General features: G+C 70.5%; 17 protein-coding genes. 11 read left to right on the top strand and 6 right to left on the bottom strand.

What is annotated here, in order from left to right; all coding sequences use genetic code 11:
- Positions 1-2: 2 nt before the first annotated feature.
- Positions 3-653, top strand: a complete 651-nt coding sequence (locus BM175_RS11540) for a hypothetical protein (RefSeq protein ID WP_090963176.1) — start codon at positions 3-5, stop codon at positions 651-653.
- Here BM175_RS11540 and BM175_RS11535 read toward each other — a convergent pair whose 3' ends face one another.
- The gene (locus tag BM175_RS11535; RefSeq protein WP_090963175.1) at positions 654-1,421 is read right to left on the bottom strand and encodes a MauE/DoxX family redox-associated membrane protein; all 768 of its coding nucleotides are present in this window, start codon (positions 1,419-1,421) and stop codon (positions 654-656) included.
- A 61-nt stretch (positions 1,422-1,482) separates the two neighbouring features.
- Here BM175_RS11535 and BM175_RS11530 point away from each other — a divergent pair, with 61 nt between their 5' ends.
- Together BM175_RS11530 and BM175_RS11525 are read left to right on the top strand one after the other, a co-directional pair.
- Positions 1,483-1,911, top strand: coding sequence for a MerR family transcriptional regulator (locus tag BM175_RS11530; RefSeq protein WP_210185787.1), 429 nt, complete (start codon positions 1,483-1,485; stop codon positions 1,909-1,911).
- Positions 1,912-2,000: 89 nt separating this feature from the next.
- Positions 2,001-2,504: a hypothetical protein gene (locus BM175_RS11525; protein ID WP_090963171.1), complete on the top strand. Its 504-nt coding sequence runs from the start codon at positions 2,001-2,003 to the stop codon at positions 2,502-2,504.
- 171 nt (positions 2,505-2,675) lie between these two features.
- Here BM175_RS11525 and BM175_RS11520 read toward each other — a convergent pair whose 3' ends face one another.
- Positions 2,676-3,110, bottom strand: a complete 435-nt coding sequence (locus tag BM175_RS11520; protein WP_090963169.1) for an RNA polymerase sigma factor sigma-70 region 4 domain-containing protein — start codon at positions 3,108-3,110, stop codon at positions 2,676-2,678.
- 145 nt (positions 3,111-3,255) lie between these two features.
- Here BM175_RS11520 and BM175_RS11515 point away from each other — a divergent pair, with 145 nt between their 5' ends.
- The 4 genes from BM175_RS11515 (at position 3,256) to BM175_RS11500 (ending at position 7,825) form a co-directional block, all read left to right on the top strand.
- A complete protein-coding gene (locus BM175_RS11515; RefSeq protein WP_090963167.1) occupies positions 3,256-4,293 on the top strand; it encodes an Ldh family oxidoreductase in 1,038 nt (345 codons plus the stop codon).
- 93 nt (positions 4,294-4,386) lie between these two features.
- Positions 4,387-6,114, top strand: a complete 1,728-nt coding sequence (locus BM175_RS11510; protein ID WP_139224609.1) for a GGDEF domain-containing protein — start codon at positions 4,387-4,389, stop codon at positions 6,112-6,114.
- A gap of 88 nt (positions 6,115-6,202) precedes the next feature.
- Positions 6,203-6,667, top strand: a complete 465-nt coding sequence (locus BM175_RS11505; protein WP_090963163.1) for a GreA/GreB family elongation factor — start codon at positions 6,203-6,205, stop codon at positions 6,665-6,667.
- Positions 6,668-6,790: 123 nt separating this feature from the next.
- Entirely contained in the window at positions 6,791-7,825 is a 1,035-nt protein-coding gene (locus BM175_RS11500) for an LLM class flavin-dependent oxidoreductase (RefSeq protein WP_090963161.1), read from the top strand.
- A 9-nt stretch (positions 7,826-7,834) separates the two neighbouring features.
- Here the strand turns inward: BM175_RS11500 and BM175_RS11495 are convergent, their stop codons facing one another.
- Entirely contained in the window at positions 7,835-8,065 is a 231-nt protein-coding gene (locus BM175_RS11495) for a hypothetical protein (RefSeq protein WP_090963159.1), read from the bottom strand.
- A 339-nt stretch (positions 8,066-8,404) separates the two neighbouring features.
- On the opposite strand from BM175_RS11495, the gene BM175_RS11490 reads away from it, so the two are divergent.
- The gene (locus BM175_RS11490; protein ID WP_139224608.1) at positions 8,405-10,132 is read left to right on the top strand and encodes a sensor histidine kinase; all 1,728 of its coding nucleotides are present in this window, start codon (positions 8,405-8,407) and stop codon (positions 10,130-10,132) included.
- Between the two features lie 5 nt (positions 10,133-10,137).
- On the opposite strand, the gene BM175_RS11485 is transcribed toward BM175_RS11490, so the two are convergent.
- Positions 10,138-11,499: an HlyD family type I secretion periplasmic adaptor subunit gene (locus tag BM175_RS11485; RefSeq protein WP_090963155.1), complete on the bottom strand. Its 1,362-nt coding sequence runs from the start codon at positions 11,497-11,499 to the stop codon at positions 10,138-10,140.
- The gene (locus tag BM175_RS11480) at positions 11,496-13,229 is read right to left on the bottom strand and encodes a type I secretion system permease/ATPase (protein WP_090963153.1); all 1,734 of its coding nucleotides are present in this window, start codon (positions 13,227-13,229) and stop codon (positions 11,496-11,498) included. Before BM175_RS11480 ends, BM175_RS11485 begins: the two co-directional genes overlap by 4 nt.
- A gap of 292 nt (positions 13,230-13,521) precedes the next feature.
- Between BM175_RS11480 and BM175_RS11475 the strand changes: the two genes are divergently transcribed.
- The 3 genes from BM175_RS11475 to BM175_RS11465 are packed head-to-tail and all read left to right on the top strand — an operon-like array spanning position 13,522 to position 15,251.
- Complete coding sequence (locus BM175_RS11475) at positions 13,522-14,691, top strand: hypothetical protein (protein ID WP_090963151.1); 1,170 nt, start codon at positions 13,522-13,524, stop codon at positions 14,689-14,691.
- 40 nt (positions 14,692-14,731) lie between these two features.
- Positions 14,732-15,004 (top strand): BrnT family toxin, encoded by a 273-nt coding sequence (locus BM175_RS11470; protein ID WP_090963149.1) that lies wholly within the window; start codon positions 14,732-14,734, stop codon positions 15,002-15,004.
- A complete protein-coding gene (locus BM175_RS11465; protein WP_090963147.1) occupies positions 14,973-15,251 on the top strand; it encodes a helix-turn-helix domain-containing protein in 279 nt (92 codons plus the stop codon). The genes BM175_RS11470 and BM175_RS11465 overlap by 32 nt, the downstream gene beginning before the upstream one ends.
- A 4-nt stretch (positions 15,252-15,255) precedes the next feature.
- Here BM175_RS11465 and BM175_RS11460 read toward each other — a convergent pair whose 3' ends face one another.
- Entirely contained in the window at positions 15,256-16,386 is a 1,131-nt protein-coding gene (locus BM175_RS11460) for a polysaccharide pyruvyl transferase family protein (protein WP_175526839.1), read from the bottom strand.
- Positions 16,387-16,426: the final 40 nt, after the last annotated feature.

Here is a 16,426-nt window from a genome sequence, read left to right as displayed (position 1 = left end):
GCATGGCGACGCTTCTGACGGTGCTTCGCGGCGGTGGCCGCTACGACGCGCTTTGGGTCGAGCGGCTGGCGCGCGGCACGCGGCGCTTCGCCCCCGCCTTCACCCGCATCCTCTGCCTCACCGACATGGATCTCCGCGTCGAGGGCGTGGAAGCCGTGCCACTTCGGCACGACTGGCCCGTCTGGTGGTCCAAGATGGAAGCGTTCCGGCCGGGCCTCGCCACCGGCACCACGGTGCTCTGCGACCTCGACACGGTGTTTGCGGGCGATGCCTCGGCGCTCGCCGAGCCGGGCCTTTGCGCGATGGAGGACTATTTCCTGAAAGGCCGCGTCTCCACCGCGCTCCTGCGCTGGGAGGGCGACGAACTCAGGCGCCTCTACGAGACCTTCGCGGCCGAGCCGGAGCGCTGGATGCAGCCGGGCTCCTGCGGCGCCGTGCCCAACAGCGTCCATGGCGACCAGGTCGTGGTGGATCATCTCCTGCGGCGCGAGGACCGGGTGCCGCCCTTCCTGCAGGCGCGCCATCCCGGCCTTCTCGACTTCTACGATCCCGCGACGGAGCGGCCCGGCCCCGTCGTGATCTTCATCGGCCAGTCCAAACCCGACCTTGCGGGCGAGCCGGTCGCCTCGCTCTGGCGGGGCGAGGCCGCCTGATCACAGGAACGCGTGCGCCCCCATCCACAGCGCCATCGCGACCATCATCACGTTCTCGGTAAGCGAGACCGGCCCAAGCGGCACGTTGGACGAGCCGCCGACGCAGGCGCATTTCAGCTCGCGCCGGTCGATATAGACCGCCTTGAACACCGAGACCGCGCCCACCGTGCCAATGAAGAGGGCGACCGGCACGGACACGAACGTCAGGGCGCCCGCCAGCATCAGGACGCCCGCGAGCCCTTCGGCGAAGGGGTAGATATAGGAATAGGGCACCCAGCGCTTGGCCAGGAGATCGTAGTTCAGGAACATCGTCGCGAAGGTCTCGACGTTCTGCAGCTTCTGGACGGCGAGTAGGCACATGGCGACCGCGATGAACCATTCCACCGTGCGCGCGGTGAACGGCGTGCCGAGGGCAGCGTAGCTGATTGCGAGCGCCATCAGCGCGCTCATGGCGAAGATCGCGATCACCGGCTTGTAGGTCGTCGCCTTGGGATCGGCGACGGGCTTGCCGAAGTAGCGGCGCGTGTCGTCGTAGCCGCCGATCCGCTCCCCGTCGATGAAGATCTGCGGCGTCGTCTTCACGCCGTGCTCGGCCTTGAACGCGTCCGTTTCCTCGCGCGTGCGCAGGGGATGGTCCTCCACCTCGAAGCCCTGTCGCTTCAGGAGATCGAGCGCCTTCAGCCCATAGGGGCAAGTGTGTTTCGCCATCACCATGCGATGGATCGCGGCGCGGCGGTGGCTGGCGGTGGGGGAGATGGCGGCGGACATCGGGGCGGCTTTCGCAAGGGATGGCAGGAAGGAGGGCCGCACCCGATATAGGGTCCGTACCATGGTACGGAGTCAAGCGATGACGGGATGGACGATCGGGGGCCTTGCGGCGGAGGCCGGCGTCGGGGTCGAGACGGTGCGCTTCTACCAGCGGCGCGGCCTTCTCGACGAGCCCGAGCGCCCCGCGGGCGCCGGATCGGCGGGCGGGCACCGCCGCTACGACGAGCGGGATGCCGAGCGCCTGCGCTTCATCCGCGCCGCCAAGGTCGCCGGCTTCACGCTGGGCGAGATCGCCGAGCTTCTCCGGCTCGACGCGGTCCGGGACCGGCCCCGCGCGCGCGAACTCGCCGAGGCGCGGGTGCGGGCGCTGGACGAGCGCATCGGCGAGCTGACCGCCGCGCGCGACCGGTTGCAGCATCTGGCCGCCGCCTGCCGCGGGGGGACGGATGGCCCCTGCCCGATCGTCTCCTCGCTGGCGGGGGGCGGCTGAGCGAGCCTGCCGCGTTGCCGCAGCCGCGCATCGATTCCCCGGCTTCTTCGTTGCACGGCCAAGCAATCAACCCATCCGAGGCCAGAGCCATGAGCGAGACCGCCGAGAAGACCGATCCGAAGCTTTGGGAAAGCGTGAAGAAGAAGGTGACCAAGGGCGCCAAGGGCGGGAAGCCGGGCCAGTGGTCCGCCCGCAAGGCGCAGCTTGCCGTCCACGAGTACAAGGAGGAAGGCGGCGACTACAAGGGCGAGAAGTCCGAGGACAACAGCCTGCACCAGTGGTCGGAAGAGGACTGGGGCACGAAGTCCGGCAAGGAGAGCGGCAAGACCGGCGAGCGCTACCTGCCCAAGAAGGCGCGCGAACACCTGACCAAAGAGGAATACGAGCGCACCACCGCCAAGAAGCGCCGCGACACGAAGAAGGGCGAGCAGTTCTCCGCCCAGCCGAAGGATGTGGCCAAGAAGGCCGCTCCGTTCCGCAAGCACGGCCACGAGGCGACGAAGGCCGAACTCTACGCCGAAGCGAAGAAGCGCGGCATCGACGGCCGTTCCAAGATGACCAGGGCCGAGCTCGAAAAGGCGCTGGCGGCTTGAGAGCCCGTCCGGAACGTCTCCGGCGAAGGATCGGCAAGGGATGTTCGTCGCCCACGAGGCGCCGAACGCGGTCGATGCCGGTGGCATTGTCGAGGATCGGCAACGAAAGGAGCGGCGGACAGCACCGCCGCGCCGACCCGGCGGACGTTTCGGCCGGGCTTTGAGAGCCGCCTAGAAGTCGCCGAGGCTGAGCTGCGGCGACGGCGGGGCCCGGCGCCTTGCCGTCGCCGGCTTGATCGGGGGTTTCGCCGATGCCTTGGCCGGAGGCGCCGGGCGGCGCATGCGCTGGAGCGCGGCGTCGCGCGCCTTGGCTTCCGGCGCCTCCGGGTTTTCGGTCAGCCACTTGCCGCGCTTGATGACCTCGTTCACCCGGCCCTGGTTGACGCCGAGCTGGAAGGCGATCTCCTGCTGGGTCTGCCCAGTGGTCTCGTGCAGATGCAGGATCTGGCGCGCGAGTTCGGGCGTCATCTTGCGTCCTGTGACCCGGCGGGCGGGATTGAGCGAGCGCTTCGCCTTGTCGCGCTTGCGTAGCAATTCCAGGACATCGAGCGCCGAGCGCAGACCATGCGCCTTCAGCGCGTCCTCGAACTCCTTCAGCGTCGTCACGACCGCCTCCCACGAACCGGGCTCTCGAGAAGGAAACTGAGGCGTTTCAACCGGTTCTTCAAGGGCCAAGCGTTGCCGGAGCCTTCCGGTGGCCCCTGGGCTCGCGTATGCGCTGGGAAACGACACGGAGCCCGGAGACGCCACGGTGAACGCGCCCATCCACCTCGACTTCGACACGCTGCGCCGGCGCATCGCGGCGATCCTCCGGCGCGGCGGCCTCGCGCCGCTCCATGCCGAGGCGCTCGCGCGCGTCATCGCGGCCGGCGAGCGGGACGGCGCGAAGTCGCACGGGATCTACCGGATCGAGGGGTGCCTGCGCACGCTGAAGGCCGGCAAGGTCTCGGCAGACGCCGAGCCCGAACTCCTCGACGACGGGTCCGGCGTCATCCGCGTTGCGGCCGGCGGCGCCTTCTCGCCGGCCGCCTTCGAATGCGGCGTGCCGCGACTTGTCGAGCGCGCGCGCGCGCTCGGTCTTGCCGCGCTCGCGATCAACGACTGCGTCCACTTCTCGGCGCTGTGGCCGGAGGTCGAGGCGCTCGCCGGGCATGGCGTCGCCGCGCTGGCGCTCTGCCCGAGCTATGCGACCGTCGCGCCCGCAGGCGGCACGCGGCCGCTCCTCGGCACCAACCCGCTCGCCTTCGCCTGGCCGAGGCCCGGCGCGGAGACCCCTTACGTCTTCGATTTCGCGACCTCGGTCGCCGCGCGCGGCGAGATCGAATTGCACCGCCGCGCCGGCAAGCCGCTGCCGGACGCCTGGGCGATCGATTCGCAGGGCGCGCCGACCAACGATCCGGCGGCCGCGCTCGCCGGCGCCATGCTGCCGTTCGGCGGCCACAAGGGTTCGGCGATCGCCACGATGATCGAGCTTCTGGCCGGCGCGATGATCGGCGATCTGACGAGCCGCGGCGCGCTCGACGCGCTCGGCACGACGACGCTCGCGCCCCGCCACGGCGAACTGATCCTCGCCTTCAGCCCCGAGCGCTTCGCCGCGGGACGGCCGGGCGATCCGTTCGCGGCCGGCGAGGCACTGTTCGGCGCGATCCTCGACCAGGGCGCGCGCCTGCCCTCGCAGCGGCGCTTTGCGGCGCGCGCCCGCGCGGCGGCGGAGGGGATCGCGCTCACGCCCGACGAGGTGGCGCTTCTCGACCGGCTGGAGGCGGGCGGCCTCGACGCGGTGTCCTGACGGTCGGCCGATCCTGAAAAGATCGATCGCGATGGAAACGGATCGGCGAGGAATGTGACGTAGGGTTGCATCCGAACGAATTCGGGGTTCCTCGTGACGAAGCCCAGACTCCAGCGCCTCATGGGTGTCGGCGTCGCCACCGCGCTGATCGCGTGCGTGGCGACAGCCGCGCTCGTGTGCGCGTGGCAGCTTCGGGTCTACACCCAGCGCGAGGAGGCGCTGGCGCAGTTCGGCCATTTCTCGACCTCGATCGAACTCATGGGCGCGACCTCGTCGGAGCGCGGCCAGTCCGTGCTGGCGATGACGCTGCAGGGTGACGACGAGCGCCTGCTGGGCGAACTCGCCGCCACGCGGTCGAGGATGGAGATTCTCTGGAGCGAACTTCTCGCGGTGACAGAGGAGGAGCGCGAACGCAGCCCCATCCTCCAGGACGACGTCGACGCCTTCCGGAAGATTTTGGCCGACGGCCGCGCGCGCGTCGACGATCTCCTCAGCCTGCCGCCGGAGAAGAGGCCGCCTGCCGAGGTCGAGCGGTCCATCCGGACGATCTATGCCGCCGCGAATCAGGCCCGGACGCTGCGAGACGATCTCGGCGAGATCCTGATCGGCCTGACGCCCGACCTGACCCCGTTCATGACCGCCGCCATGGCCGCCAGCGATCTTCGCGAATATGCCGGGCGCATCCGCTCGCTGGTCGCGATCCGGTTGAACGCCGGCGGCACGCCGAGCACGGCCGCCGCTGCGGAGTTCGCCTCGATGCTCGCGCTCACCGACCTCCTGCAGCAGCAGATCGAGCACTACGCAACGCCCTTCATCGCCGATCCCGTCATCGACCGCGCCATGACCGCGGTGACCTTCAGCTACTTCGCCGGCGCGCGCGCCTACGCAGAAACCGTCTTCGCAGCGCCGGTCGTCGATCCAGCCATCAGCGTCGAGTCCTTCAACAGGCGTTACAGTCCGGCGGTTCGCACGACGGAAGCGCTACGCGATGCGATCCTCGAGGTCGCGCGCGATCGCCTCGCCTCCGAGCGCGACCGGAGCCTGCGCTTTGCCGTCGCCAGCCTCCTGTCTGCCGTGATCGGCACGGTGGTCGGCGTGACCTCGCTCGTCGTCTTCGACCGCGGCGTGTTCCGCCCGCTCCTCCAGGCCCGTGCCCGCATGGCCCGCATCCTTGCGGGCGACCTCGACGCGGCAGCGGGAAGAATCTCCGCGCCGTTCCGCGAGATGACCGACCTGGAACGCGACATCGAGAAGCTGCGCCGCCAGCAGATCGAGCTGAAGCGGCTGGAGGACGAGCGCGAGGTCATGGCGCGCGAACTCCGGCGCCTTGCCACCACCGATCCGCTCACCGGCCTGATGAACCGCCGCGCCTTCGAGACCGAGGTCGCCGGGCTCTTCGCCGAACCGGCCGCCTGGGGGGCGGGTCTCGGCATCGTCATGATCGACATCGACCACTTCAAGTCGATCAACGACCGCTTCGGCCATGCGGTCGGCGACGCGATCCTCAAGGAGTTCGGGCGCTTCCTCCTCCGGGCCGCTCCGACGGGCAGCCGCGTGGCGCGCTTCGGCGGCGAGGAGTTCGTGCTGGCGCTCGCCGACATGGCCCGCGACGAACTCTATGCGCGCATCGAGGGGCTGCGGCTGCGGCTCGCCGGCACGGTGCTTCTCGACGAGCCGAGCCTGTCGGTCACCGCGAGCTTCGGCGTCCATTGGGTGCCCGCCGGCGGCCGGCTCGACTGGGACGCGTTCCACCGCGTCGCCGACGCCCACCTCTACCAGGCCAAGCGCAACGGCCGGAACCGGGTCGCCTGGAGCGCCTGACGGGCGACAAAGGCGATTGGGCATCCCATATGATGGGCAAGAGCCGGGCGGCCGCGCCTAGCCCCATCCAGTCGGGAGAACCGTTACCGTGAGCGTCGCCTTCGTGAAGGAGCCGAACGAGGACCAGGTCGAGGCCCTGCCCGAGCGCGACCTCGGGACCGATCCGAACTTCGTGACGCCGCGCGGCCTCTCGCTGCTCGACCGGGAGATCGCGATGAACGCCGAGGCCGTCGAGCGCGCTCGCGCCGCGGGCGACAAGATCGCCGTCGCCATGCTGCACCGGGACCTTCGCTACTGGCGCGCGCGTCGCTCGACGGCGCAGGTCGTCGAGCCCGATGCCGACAGCGACACCGTGCAGTTCGGCCACGCGGTCGGCATCCGGCGAAAGGGAAGGGTCGAGACCTATCGCATCGTCGGCATCGACGAGGCCGATCCGGCGCAAGGGCTCGTGTCCTACCTGTCGCCGCTGGCCCGGCAGCTGGTCGGCAAGGAAGAGGGCGAAAGCGTCAGGATCGGGCCCGACACCGCCGAAATCGTCGCCATCGAGGCCTGAGCCCTCGGGGGGTGAACGGTGCGTCCGGGGCGGGTCCCCGCGGGGCGCTGTCGCTTGGCCGCCGTCCGGTCTAGAAGCGGTGCGACGCGTCGCCGACGCCCGTTTCACGCAAAGCAGGACCCCATGAGCGCATCCCTCGAACTCGGCCTCGACACGTTCGGCGACGTCACGCGCGGCGACGACGGGGCGGAGAAGTCCCACGCCGCCGTGATCCGCGACGTGGTCGAGGAAGGGGTCCTTGCGGAGGAGGTCGGCCTCGACTTCTTCGGCATCGGCGAACACCACCGCGCCGACTTCGCCGTCTCGGCGCCCGAGACGGTGCTGGCGGCGCTCGCCGCGCGCACCCGCCGCATCCGCCTCGGCTCGGCCGTCACCGTCCTCTCCTCGGACGATCCGGTCCGCGTGTTCCAGCGCTTCTCGACCCTCGACGCCCTGTCGAACGGGCGCGCCGAGGTGATCCTCGGGCGCGGCTCCTTCACCGAATCCTTTCCCCTCTTCGGCCTGCCCCTCGCCGACTACGAGCGCCTGTTCGGCGAAAAGCTCGACCTCTTCGCCGCGCTCCTCAAGGGGGGACCGGTGACGTGGCAAGGGTCGGTGCGCCCGCCTCTCGATGCCCCCGGTATCTATCCGTCGGTGGAAGGCGAGGGGTTCAGGACCTGGATCGGCGTCGGCGGCAGCCCGGAATCGGTGGTGCGGGCGGCGCGCTACGGGCTGCCGATGATGCTGGCGATCATCGGCGGGGCCCCCGGCCGCTTCCGCCCCTATGCCGATCTCTACGCCCGGGCGCTGGCCGAGATGGGCCGCGACGCGCTGCCGCTCGGCGTCCATTCGCCGGGCTATGTCGCCGAGACCGATGCGGCCGCGCGCGCCGAGTTCTTCAACGACTATCGCGCCATGCACGCGAGGATCGGCGCGGAGCGCGGCTGGCCGCCCCTGGAGCGCGCGGCTTTCGAGCGCGAGATCGAGCACGGCTCGCTCTACGTCGGATCGCCCGAGACCGTGGCGCGCAAGATCGCCGCCACCGCCTCGGCGCTCGGCCTTACCCGTTTCGACCTGAAATACAGCGCTGGCCCTCTGCCGCACGCGCGGCTGATGCGCTGCATTGAGCTTTACGGCCGCGAGGTGGCGCCGCGCGTGCGCGAACTCCTCGCGGCCTGACGGTCTTCGTCAGTCCACGCCCTGCCGACGCGCGCCCTTCAGCATCCGTCGGGCGATCTCGCGCACCGCCTCGTCGTCCTTGGTCCCGTCGCGGGCGGGATCGCCGAGGTGGTCGAGGCTGTTCTCCACGAAGTCGAGGAGGCCGGGATGGCGGTCCTCGACATATTCGATCAGCTTGAACAGCACGTGCTCGACCGCGATCTCGCGGCGGCGGGCCTCGACGGCGGTGTCTTCGGTCATCGGCTTCTCCTTCGATGGCGTTCCAACGCACGGCTTGACGATTGGTTGACTGCGATCCGCTCAAGACCCGCGCGGAGCTTGCGTCCATCGTGTCGCGCGCCCTCGCCAACGATCGGGTGACGGCTATCTAACCGCGCGGCTTCCACCTCCGGGGCCGACGTCGACGCCGATCCCGGTCTTGCGACGATTGATCGAAGGCAGACCGTAGACGATGCGCATGCCCGGTCCCGTCCGATGCGAGCTCGCCCGAGCGCCCGCAGGCAATGCCGCCTCGAACGAGGCGGCGCGCCGCAACGAACGCAGGGCGCTGCCGCGCAACGCCGGCCGGGGCGGTGCGCCATGACGCCGGGTACGGACGATACGCCGACCGTGCCGGCACCGGCTGCCGGGAAGCGCCCCCTCACCCTGCCGATCCGGTGGCATCTCGTGCTTTTCGTGGCGCTGGTGCTGGTGCCCCAGGTGGCGCTTGGGCTCTGTCTTGGCTGGTGGTACAGCCAGGCTGAGCACAAGCGCCTCGAGCAGGGCGCCGTGGCGGCGGCGGCGGCGGTGAGCGACCAGCTCGACCGCGAGCTCGAATCGATGAAGGCGGCGCTGCTCGCGCTCGCGACCTCCCCCAACGCCGTGGCCGCCGATTTTCCTGCCCTTCGCGCGCAGGCCGAAACCCTCCTGACGCCGCGCAAGGCGATGCTGGCGGTGCGCGACCGCGATCACCGGCATCTTCTCAACACGCTGGCGCCGGACGGGCAGCCGCTGCCGCAGAACCTCGACCCCGTGCTCGTCGCCTCGGACGATCGGGTCTTCGCCACCGGCCGGCCGGGCGTCTCCGACCTCTTCAGAAGCCCGCTCTCCGACGGGCTCTTCACCGCCGTCATCGTGCCGCTCGCCACGAACGGCGAGACGCGTTACGCGATGAGCATGGCGCTCCGGCCGAACGCAATCCTCGACATCCTCGTGCGCACCCGACTGCCGAAGGACTGGGTCATCACGGTGCTCGACACCAATGACCGCGTGGTCGCCCGCTCGCGCGAGCAGACCCGCTTCCTCGGCCAGCGTCCCCCCGCGGCCCTCCTGCAGGAGTTCTCCGGCCGGCGCGCCGGCGTGATCCAGAGCGCGACGGGGCACGACGGAACGCGGCAGTTCATCGCCTTCAACACGCTCGACCTCTGCGACTGGCGCGTCGCGGTGGGCGTGCCGGCGGCCGCCCTCAACGCGCCGTTCCGCATCCTCGTCGGCACGCTCGCAGCGATCACGCTGCTCGCGCTCGGCAGCTCGGTGGTGCTCGCGCGGCTCTATTCGATGCGCCTCGTGCGCGAGATCACCTCGCTCCGGGCGATGGCGTCTGCCACCGGCAGCGGCGCGATGATCGAGCGCCGTCCCGGCCGCGTCAGCGAACTGGAAGACATCGCCGAAGCCCTGCGCGCGTCCGACGCATCCTTGGTCGAGCGCAACCGGACGCGCGACCTTCTCCTCTCGGAGCTGAACCACCGCGTCCGCAACACGCTGAGCGTCCTTCTCTCGGTGGTGAACCACACGATCCGCTCCGGCGGCGACGACGCGATGGCCGAGAAGACCTCGGGCCGCATCATGGCCCTGTCGCGCGCCCATGATCTCCTCAGCCACGCCGAATGGTCGCCGGTCAGCCTCTCCGATCTCGTGCGGCGCACCAGCGAGGAGGAGGGTCTTCGGATCGCCTTCGAGGGACCGGACATCCGGCTTCGGGCCGAGGCGGTCGCGCCGGTCGCGCAGGTGCTGCACGAGCTGACGGTGAACCAGCGCCGCCACGGGGGCGCGGGCGGCCGGCAGGTGGTGTTCCGTACCGCGGTCGAGCCGGACGGCGTGCGCCTCGCCTGGATCGCGCAAGGGGCACCGGGTGACCGCCTCGGCCTGCCCGGCTTCGGTCTCAGGTTGGTGCGCCTCTGCCTCGAACGTCAGCTTTTCGGCCGCATCGAGCGGCTCGACGCGGCGGGACTCGAGGCGGTCGTGCCGCACGCCTTCCTGTCGGGCGAGGGTCTGTCGAGCGAGCCGTTCTTCGCCGCCCGCTGGCGCGGCGCCGGGCCGCAGGCCTGAGACCTTCAGCGCTCGCGCAGCGACTGCTCGACGTTCTTCAGGACCGGCTCGACCAGGTATTCGAGCACGGTGCGCCCCTCCGTCGGGATCACCACGGAGGCGTCCATGCCCGCCACCAGCCGGGCGCGCACGTCGGCGGGAAGCGTCGCGTCGTCGATCTCGACCTCGGCGGCATAGGCCGGCGGCTGGCCTGGATCGCTCGCGGCGACCGTGTCGCGCGACAGGGCGACGAGCCGTCCCGAGACCTTCTCGCGCCGGAACTTCATGAGCGAGCCCGGATGCACCTCGACCGCCATGCCCTCGTGCACGCGGTCGATCTCGCTCGGCGGAATGCGCACACGCACCCGCATCTCCTCGCCCTCCGGCACGACCTCGAGGATCGTCTCGCCCGGCCGCACGATGCCGCCGACGGTGAACTGGCGCGAAGCCTGCACCGTGCCGGCGACGGGCGAGCGGATGGTGGAGCGGGCCAGCATGTCGAGCGCGACCTGCCGCTCCTGGCGCAGGGACGCGATCTGGCGCCCCGTCTCGATCAGCTTGGCCGAGGCCTCCTGCCGGTAGTCCTTGCGCAGTGCCTCGCGCTTCAGGTCGATCTCGGCCAGCTTGTCGAGCCCCTTCTGCTCGTCGTTGCGGCTCTTGCGGATCGTGCCTTCGAACTGCGCCTTCTGGCGCTCCAGCGTGGTGAGACGGCTCAGCGCGACGAGGCCCTTGTCGAAGAGCGGCTTCACGCTCTTCAGTTCGCGCCCGATGCTGGCGATCTGGTCGGAGGCTCCTTGCGCGTCGAGCTTGGTCTGGGCGATGTCGTTGCGCGCCTGCCTGCCTTGCGTATCCAGAAGCTCGAGCGAGCCGGCGAGCACCTGCCGGCGCTCCTCGAACTCGCGGTGGTTGTCCTGCAGCTCGCCGCCGTCGAGCCCGCGCATCAGGCTCGCGGCCTCCTCGGGCAGGACCATGTAGTCGGCCATGTCGCGCTGGGCGACGAGGCGGGCTTCCGTCGCGAGGGCGCCCGCGAGTGCCTGCGCGGCCGCGGCGGCCGCCGCCTGCGAGCGCGTCGTGTCGAGCCGGAGAAGGACCTGCCCCGCCTCCACCCGGTCGCCGTCACGCGCCAGGATCTCCTCGACGATGCCGCCCTCCAGATGCTGGACGCTCTGGCGGTGCGATTCCACCGCGAAGGTGCCGGCCGTGACGACGGCCGAGTTCACGTGCGCGAAGGCCGCCCAACCGCCGGCAAGGCCCACCGACAGGCTGAGGACGATCCAGCCGGTGCGCAGGGAACCGCGCCAGTTGGTGTCGGGCGCGGGGGCCGCGACGAGCGGCGCGGCGGCGGCGTGGGTCGTTGCGGAATCGAGGACCGGGCCGAGCGCGCTCATCCGCCGGTCCCGGTGCGCGGCAGGTCGAGGACGGGCGGCGTGGGCGCATCGCGAAAGCGCGGCAGGCGGTTGAAGATGCGCTCGCGCGCGCCGATCGCCTGCACGACGCCCTCGTTGAGGACGAGAAGGTCGTCGCAGAAGCCGAGAAGGCTGATGCGGTGGGAAACCACGATCACCGCCGCCCCGTCGTCGCGCAGGCGCTGCATCGTGCGCCCCAGCACCTGCTCGGCGCCGGCGTCGAGGTTGGAGTTCGGCTCGTCCAGCACCACGAGGCGGGGGTTGCCGTAGACTGCGCGCGCCAACGCCACGCGCTGGCGCTGGCCGCCGGACAGGACGTGTCCGCCGGGGCCGCCGAGCCGCGTCGCGTAGCCGTCCGGCAGACCGCGCAGGATGTCGTGGATGCCGGCCAGATCCACCGCCTGGAGGATCGCCTCGCTGGTGGCATGCGGGTCGAAGCGCGCGATGTTCTCGGCGATCGTGCCGGGCAGGAACTCGACGTCCTGCGGCACGTAGCCGATATGCCGGCCGAGCTCGTCCGGGTCCCAGTGCGACAGGTCCTGTTCGCCGAACACGATCGTGCCGCGCGCCGGCTTCCAGATGCCGGTGACGAGGCGCGACAGGCAGGACTTGCCCGCCCCGCTCGGGCCGACGACGCCCAGAATCCGCCCGGGCTCCAGCGTGAACGACACGTCGTTGATCACCGGCCGGTTCATCGACGGCGGACCGCCGACGAGGCGCGAGACCTTCAGTGCGCCGGACGGGCGCGGCAGCGAGAGCGGATGCGGGCTCGCCTCGATGCCGCGCAGGAGCGCGTCGAGGCGGCGGGCGGCCGAGGCGAAGGACTGGATCTGGCTCCAGTTGTTGATGATGTGCTGGAGCGGCCCCTGCGCGCGCATCATCACCATCAGGACCACGAACAGGACCGAGAGCTGGATCCGGTCCGACAGGAACAGGAAGCCGCCGAGCCCGTAGACCACGATCATCTGGGCGTTCTGCACCATGCGCGGCACGAGGCCGATCTGGGCGGCGCGCGCCTGGGCGAGGCCCCGCCAGCCGAGCCCGTCGCGGTGCAGCGCATACCAGCGCTCGGCGAGCGCCGGCAGCATGCCCATGACGCGCAGCGCCTCGGCGTTGCGCGAGACGGCGAGGCCGAACTCGTTGGCCTCGAGGTCGAGCCTTTGCGCCGAGGCGAGATGCGCCGACACCCAGTAGTGCGTCGCCACCGAGGCCGCCGCCGAGAAGGCGAGGAGCCCGAGCATCAGGAAGCCGAAGGCGGCGTTGATGAAGAACATCGCGATGACGAAGAGCGGCGACCAGAACGCGTCGATCATCGCCGACAGCGACGGCCCGCACAGGAAGCGGCGCACGGTCTGGAGGTCGGCGAGCGCCTGGCCCGCCGGCGCGCCGGCGCGCCCCTGCGCCCGGTTCACCGCGTCGAAGCAGACGCGCGTCAGACGCTCGTCGATGACGAGGCCCATCCGCTCCAGCACCTGGCCGCGGATCTGCTCCATCACTGTGTAGGTCGCCGCGACCACGGCGGCGATCAGGAGAAGCGTGACGAGGGTCGAGGCGTTGCGGCTCGTCCCGACGCGCTCCACGATGCTCATCGGCACGACCGACATGGCCATGAACAGGAAGGGCAGGAAGAAGCCGAAGGCGAAGAGGTTGACGTAGCCGAAGGACAGGGAGCGGACGATCGCGACGAGCGGCGAGGACAGGACGGGCTTCATCCCGCCCCCTTCCCGCCCGCAAGGCGCGGCAAGGCCCCCGGCGCATGCGTCGCGCCGACACCTTCCGCCCCCTGGCGCTTCCCGGTCCTCCGGGGATCGCGCATGGCCCGTTCCTTTCCGGCCTGCCGCCGTGGCATGACGATCGGGCGCGTCGCAGGCGGATCAAAGCCCCCCCGCCGCCCGTTGCCTCCCGGCGAGCGCGGACGAACCGCGACGCCGGACATTCGACGAAAAATGGCACGAGGGGAGTAAAGCTCTGTTTAAAAAGGCAGCCACGACCCGGCGCCGACCGATGAGGGCCATTCGCGGCACGCTGGCGGCCGGCCTCGTCGCCGGCGCCCTGCCCGCCGGTGCGGACGGGTTGCCGGGCCTTCGCATCACCGCTTCGCCGGGCCAGGAGCGCCTTCTCTTCGACCACGGGCGCGACGCCTGCGAGACCTGGGACATCCCGGACACGCCGACGCGCGCCTTTCGCGACGCGTCGGGCACGATCCACGTCTTCCAGAGCCATCACCGGGCGCGGGCGCTCGCGGGGCCGGACTTCGCCTCGCTGCGCCACTCCTGCCGCGTCGCCTTCGAGGGCGCCGGGCGGGACGACCCCGCTTCCTTCGACAACCGCAGCTGGATCGCCAGCACCTTCACGCCGGACGGGCGCACGGTGCACGCCGTCGTCCACGACGAATACCGGGGGCACGAGACCGGCGCCTGCGCACCCGACGAGGCCGACGCCTGCTGGTACAACACGCTGACCGCCGCGATCTCGCACGACGGCGGCGAGACCTTCCGGCCGGCCGAGCCGCGCCTCCTTGCCGCTTTGCCGCTGCGGGCGGAGCGCACGCGGGGCCTGCGCGCCGGCCTCTTCGAGCCGACCAACATCGTGGCGGTTACCGGGGGCTTCGCGATGATGGCGAACGTCGTGGCGCCCGCACCCTGGCCATCGGGCAACTGCCTCCTGCGCACCGACGACCTCGCCGACGCCGCGCGCTGGCGGGGCTGGGCGGACGGCGCCTACCGCGTCCGCTTCGAGGACCCCTACCGTGCCGACCTCGACCCCGGAGCGCACCTCTGCGAGCCGATCGACCCGGCCGCCCTGCCCTGGCCGGTGACGAGCCTGACGCGCCACGAGGGCTCCGGTCTCTGGATCGCCACGATGAAGGGCCGCCGCGCCGACAAGGCCGGCACCGAGCGCACCGGCGTGTTCTTTTCAACGAGCCCCGACCTCATCCACTGGCAGGGCCCGGCGCTCCTCCTCGAAGCGCCGCTGATGGGCAGCGGCACACCATGTGCGCCCGAGCGTCCGATCGGCTATCCCGCCCTGATCGACCCGGCGAGCCCCGATCGCAACTTCACCGGCGTCGGCGACCGCCCGCTGCTCACCTTCGTGCGCGCCCGGCTCGACGGCTGCGCGGTCGGCCCCGACCGCGACATCATCGCCGTGCCGGTGGAGATCGGAGTGCGATAGGTCCCTTGCCGTTAGTACGGAATTTCCGTACACTGACGCCATGTCGGACCGCTTCGATCCCGCCAAGGATGCCCTGAACCGGGAGCGGCACGGGCTGCCCTTGCTGTTCGGCGACGCCGTGATGGCCGACCCCGACCATCTGATCCTGCCGTCCATTCGCTCCGAGGACGGCGAGAAGCGGTTCAAGGCGATCGGAGCGGTGGCGGGAAAGCTCTACACGGCCGTCTTCACATGGCGTGGCGACAGTCCCCGTTTCATTTCCGTTCGAAGGAGCAATATCGGTGAAGAACGAGCCTATCGCTCTCCAGGCTGACCCGCGGGACCCTGAAGATTTCGACGTCTCGACCGACGGATTGGACCGAGGTCAGAAGGCACGGGTGATCCGCCGGGTCCGCAACCGGCTCGGGCTATCGCAGCCCGAGTTTGCGAGGCGCTTTCGTGTTCCGGTCGGCACCTTGCGCGATTGGGAACAGGCCCGCACCGCGCCGCCGGATTTCGCGCTGGCCTATGTGCGCGTCATCGAGCGCCATCCCGAGATGGTACTGGAAGCGATCGGATGACCCCTCACATCCGCGTCTTCACGCCGTTCTTCTCGATGAAGGCCTTCATCCGGTCGTAGCGCTCGGGGAAAAGCTGGGAGAAGCGGGAGAAGCGGGCGGGCGCGAGGGCGTCGGCGAGCGTCTGGCGCTCGAACTCGGCGGGCGTGTAGATCGGCAGGTCGAAGGTCTCGGCGAGCTCGCGCGAGCGCGTGTCGTAGGAGAAGAGGACGCCCGGCACGCCCATCGCGACGGCCGGCAGCACGGCGTGGACGCGGTAGCCGAGCGCGGCGTCGAACTGCGGCGCGTAGACGTCGTAGTCGCCCGGCGCGCCGACATAGTAGAGGCGCTCTTCGTAGAGCGCCTTGAGACGGGCGCCGGTCATCTCGTCGAACCAGCCTTCCGCCACGAGCTTGGCGGTGGCGCGGTCCTTGTGGAGCGGCGCGCGGAAGAAGAAGGCCTTCTCCTCCGGCTCGCCGTGGCAGGAGAGGTAGAGGTCGGCGGCAAGGTCGAGCTTGGCGATGATGCGCTTCTGCGTCGCCTGGAACTCGGCCGGGTCGACCGCGTAGGTCGAGCCGACCTCGCGGCGAAGCGAGAAGGTCACGCGCTTCGGGCCATCCTCGCGGTGGCGAAGCGCCATGGCGCGGTCGCGGGCCCGGAACAGGGACGGGCAGCCGATGATCTCGAGATTGTGGATGCCGTTGCGGTGAAGCGTCTCGGCCGAGAAGGCGCCGCGCACCCCGATCGTCGCGCGCTCAGCGATCATCTGCCACAGGCGGCGCCCTTCGGGCGGCAGCACGACGGGACGCTCGGTCTCGGCCTGCGCGCCGACGCCGATGCACAGGACCGGCAGGTCGAGCGCCTCCAGCCATTGCGGGAAATGGCCCCAGTCCATCGCCTCGTGGATGTAGTTGGAGCCGCGCAGGAGGATGAAGTCGCAGCGCTCCTTGATCCGGCGCACACCCTCCTCGGTCACCGGCTCGTCGATGTTGAGCGAGTGGCCCTCGGTGTAGTCGACGAGACGCAGCGTCGAGTCGTACACGCAGATGTCGCCGGTGTTGTAGTAGTCCTCCAGCGTGTTGCGGAAGGGGACGTCGAACCACACGGCCTCGTGGTTGTTGAGCCGCCGACCGGAATACTTCACCAGGGCTGCGCGCATGGGGTTCAACCTTCGTTCGGGGTCGTGCGGAGGAGGCAAG

Origin of the sequence: Aureimonas phyllosphaerae, assembly GCF_900113065.1 — a bacterium.
GTDB lineage: Bacteria > Pseudomonadota > Alphaproteobacteria > Rhizobiales > Rhizobiaceae > Aureimonas > Aureimonas phyllosphaerae.
This window is presented reverse-complemented; position numbering and strand designations above follow the sequence as displayed.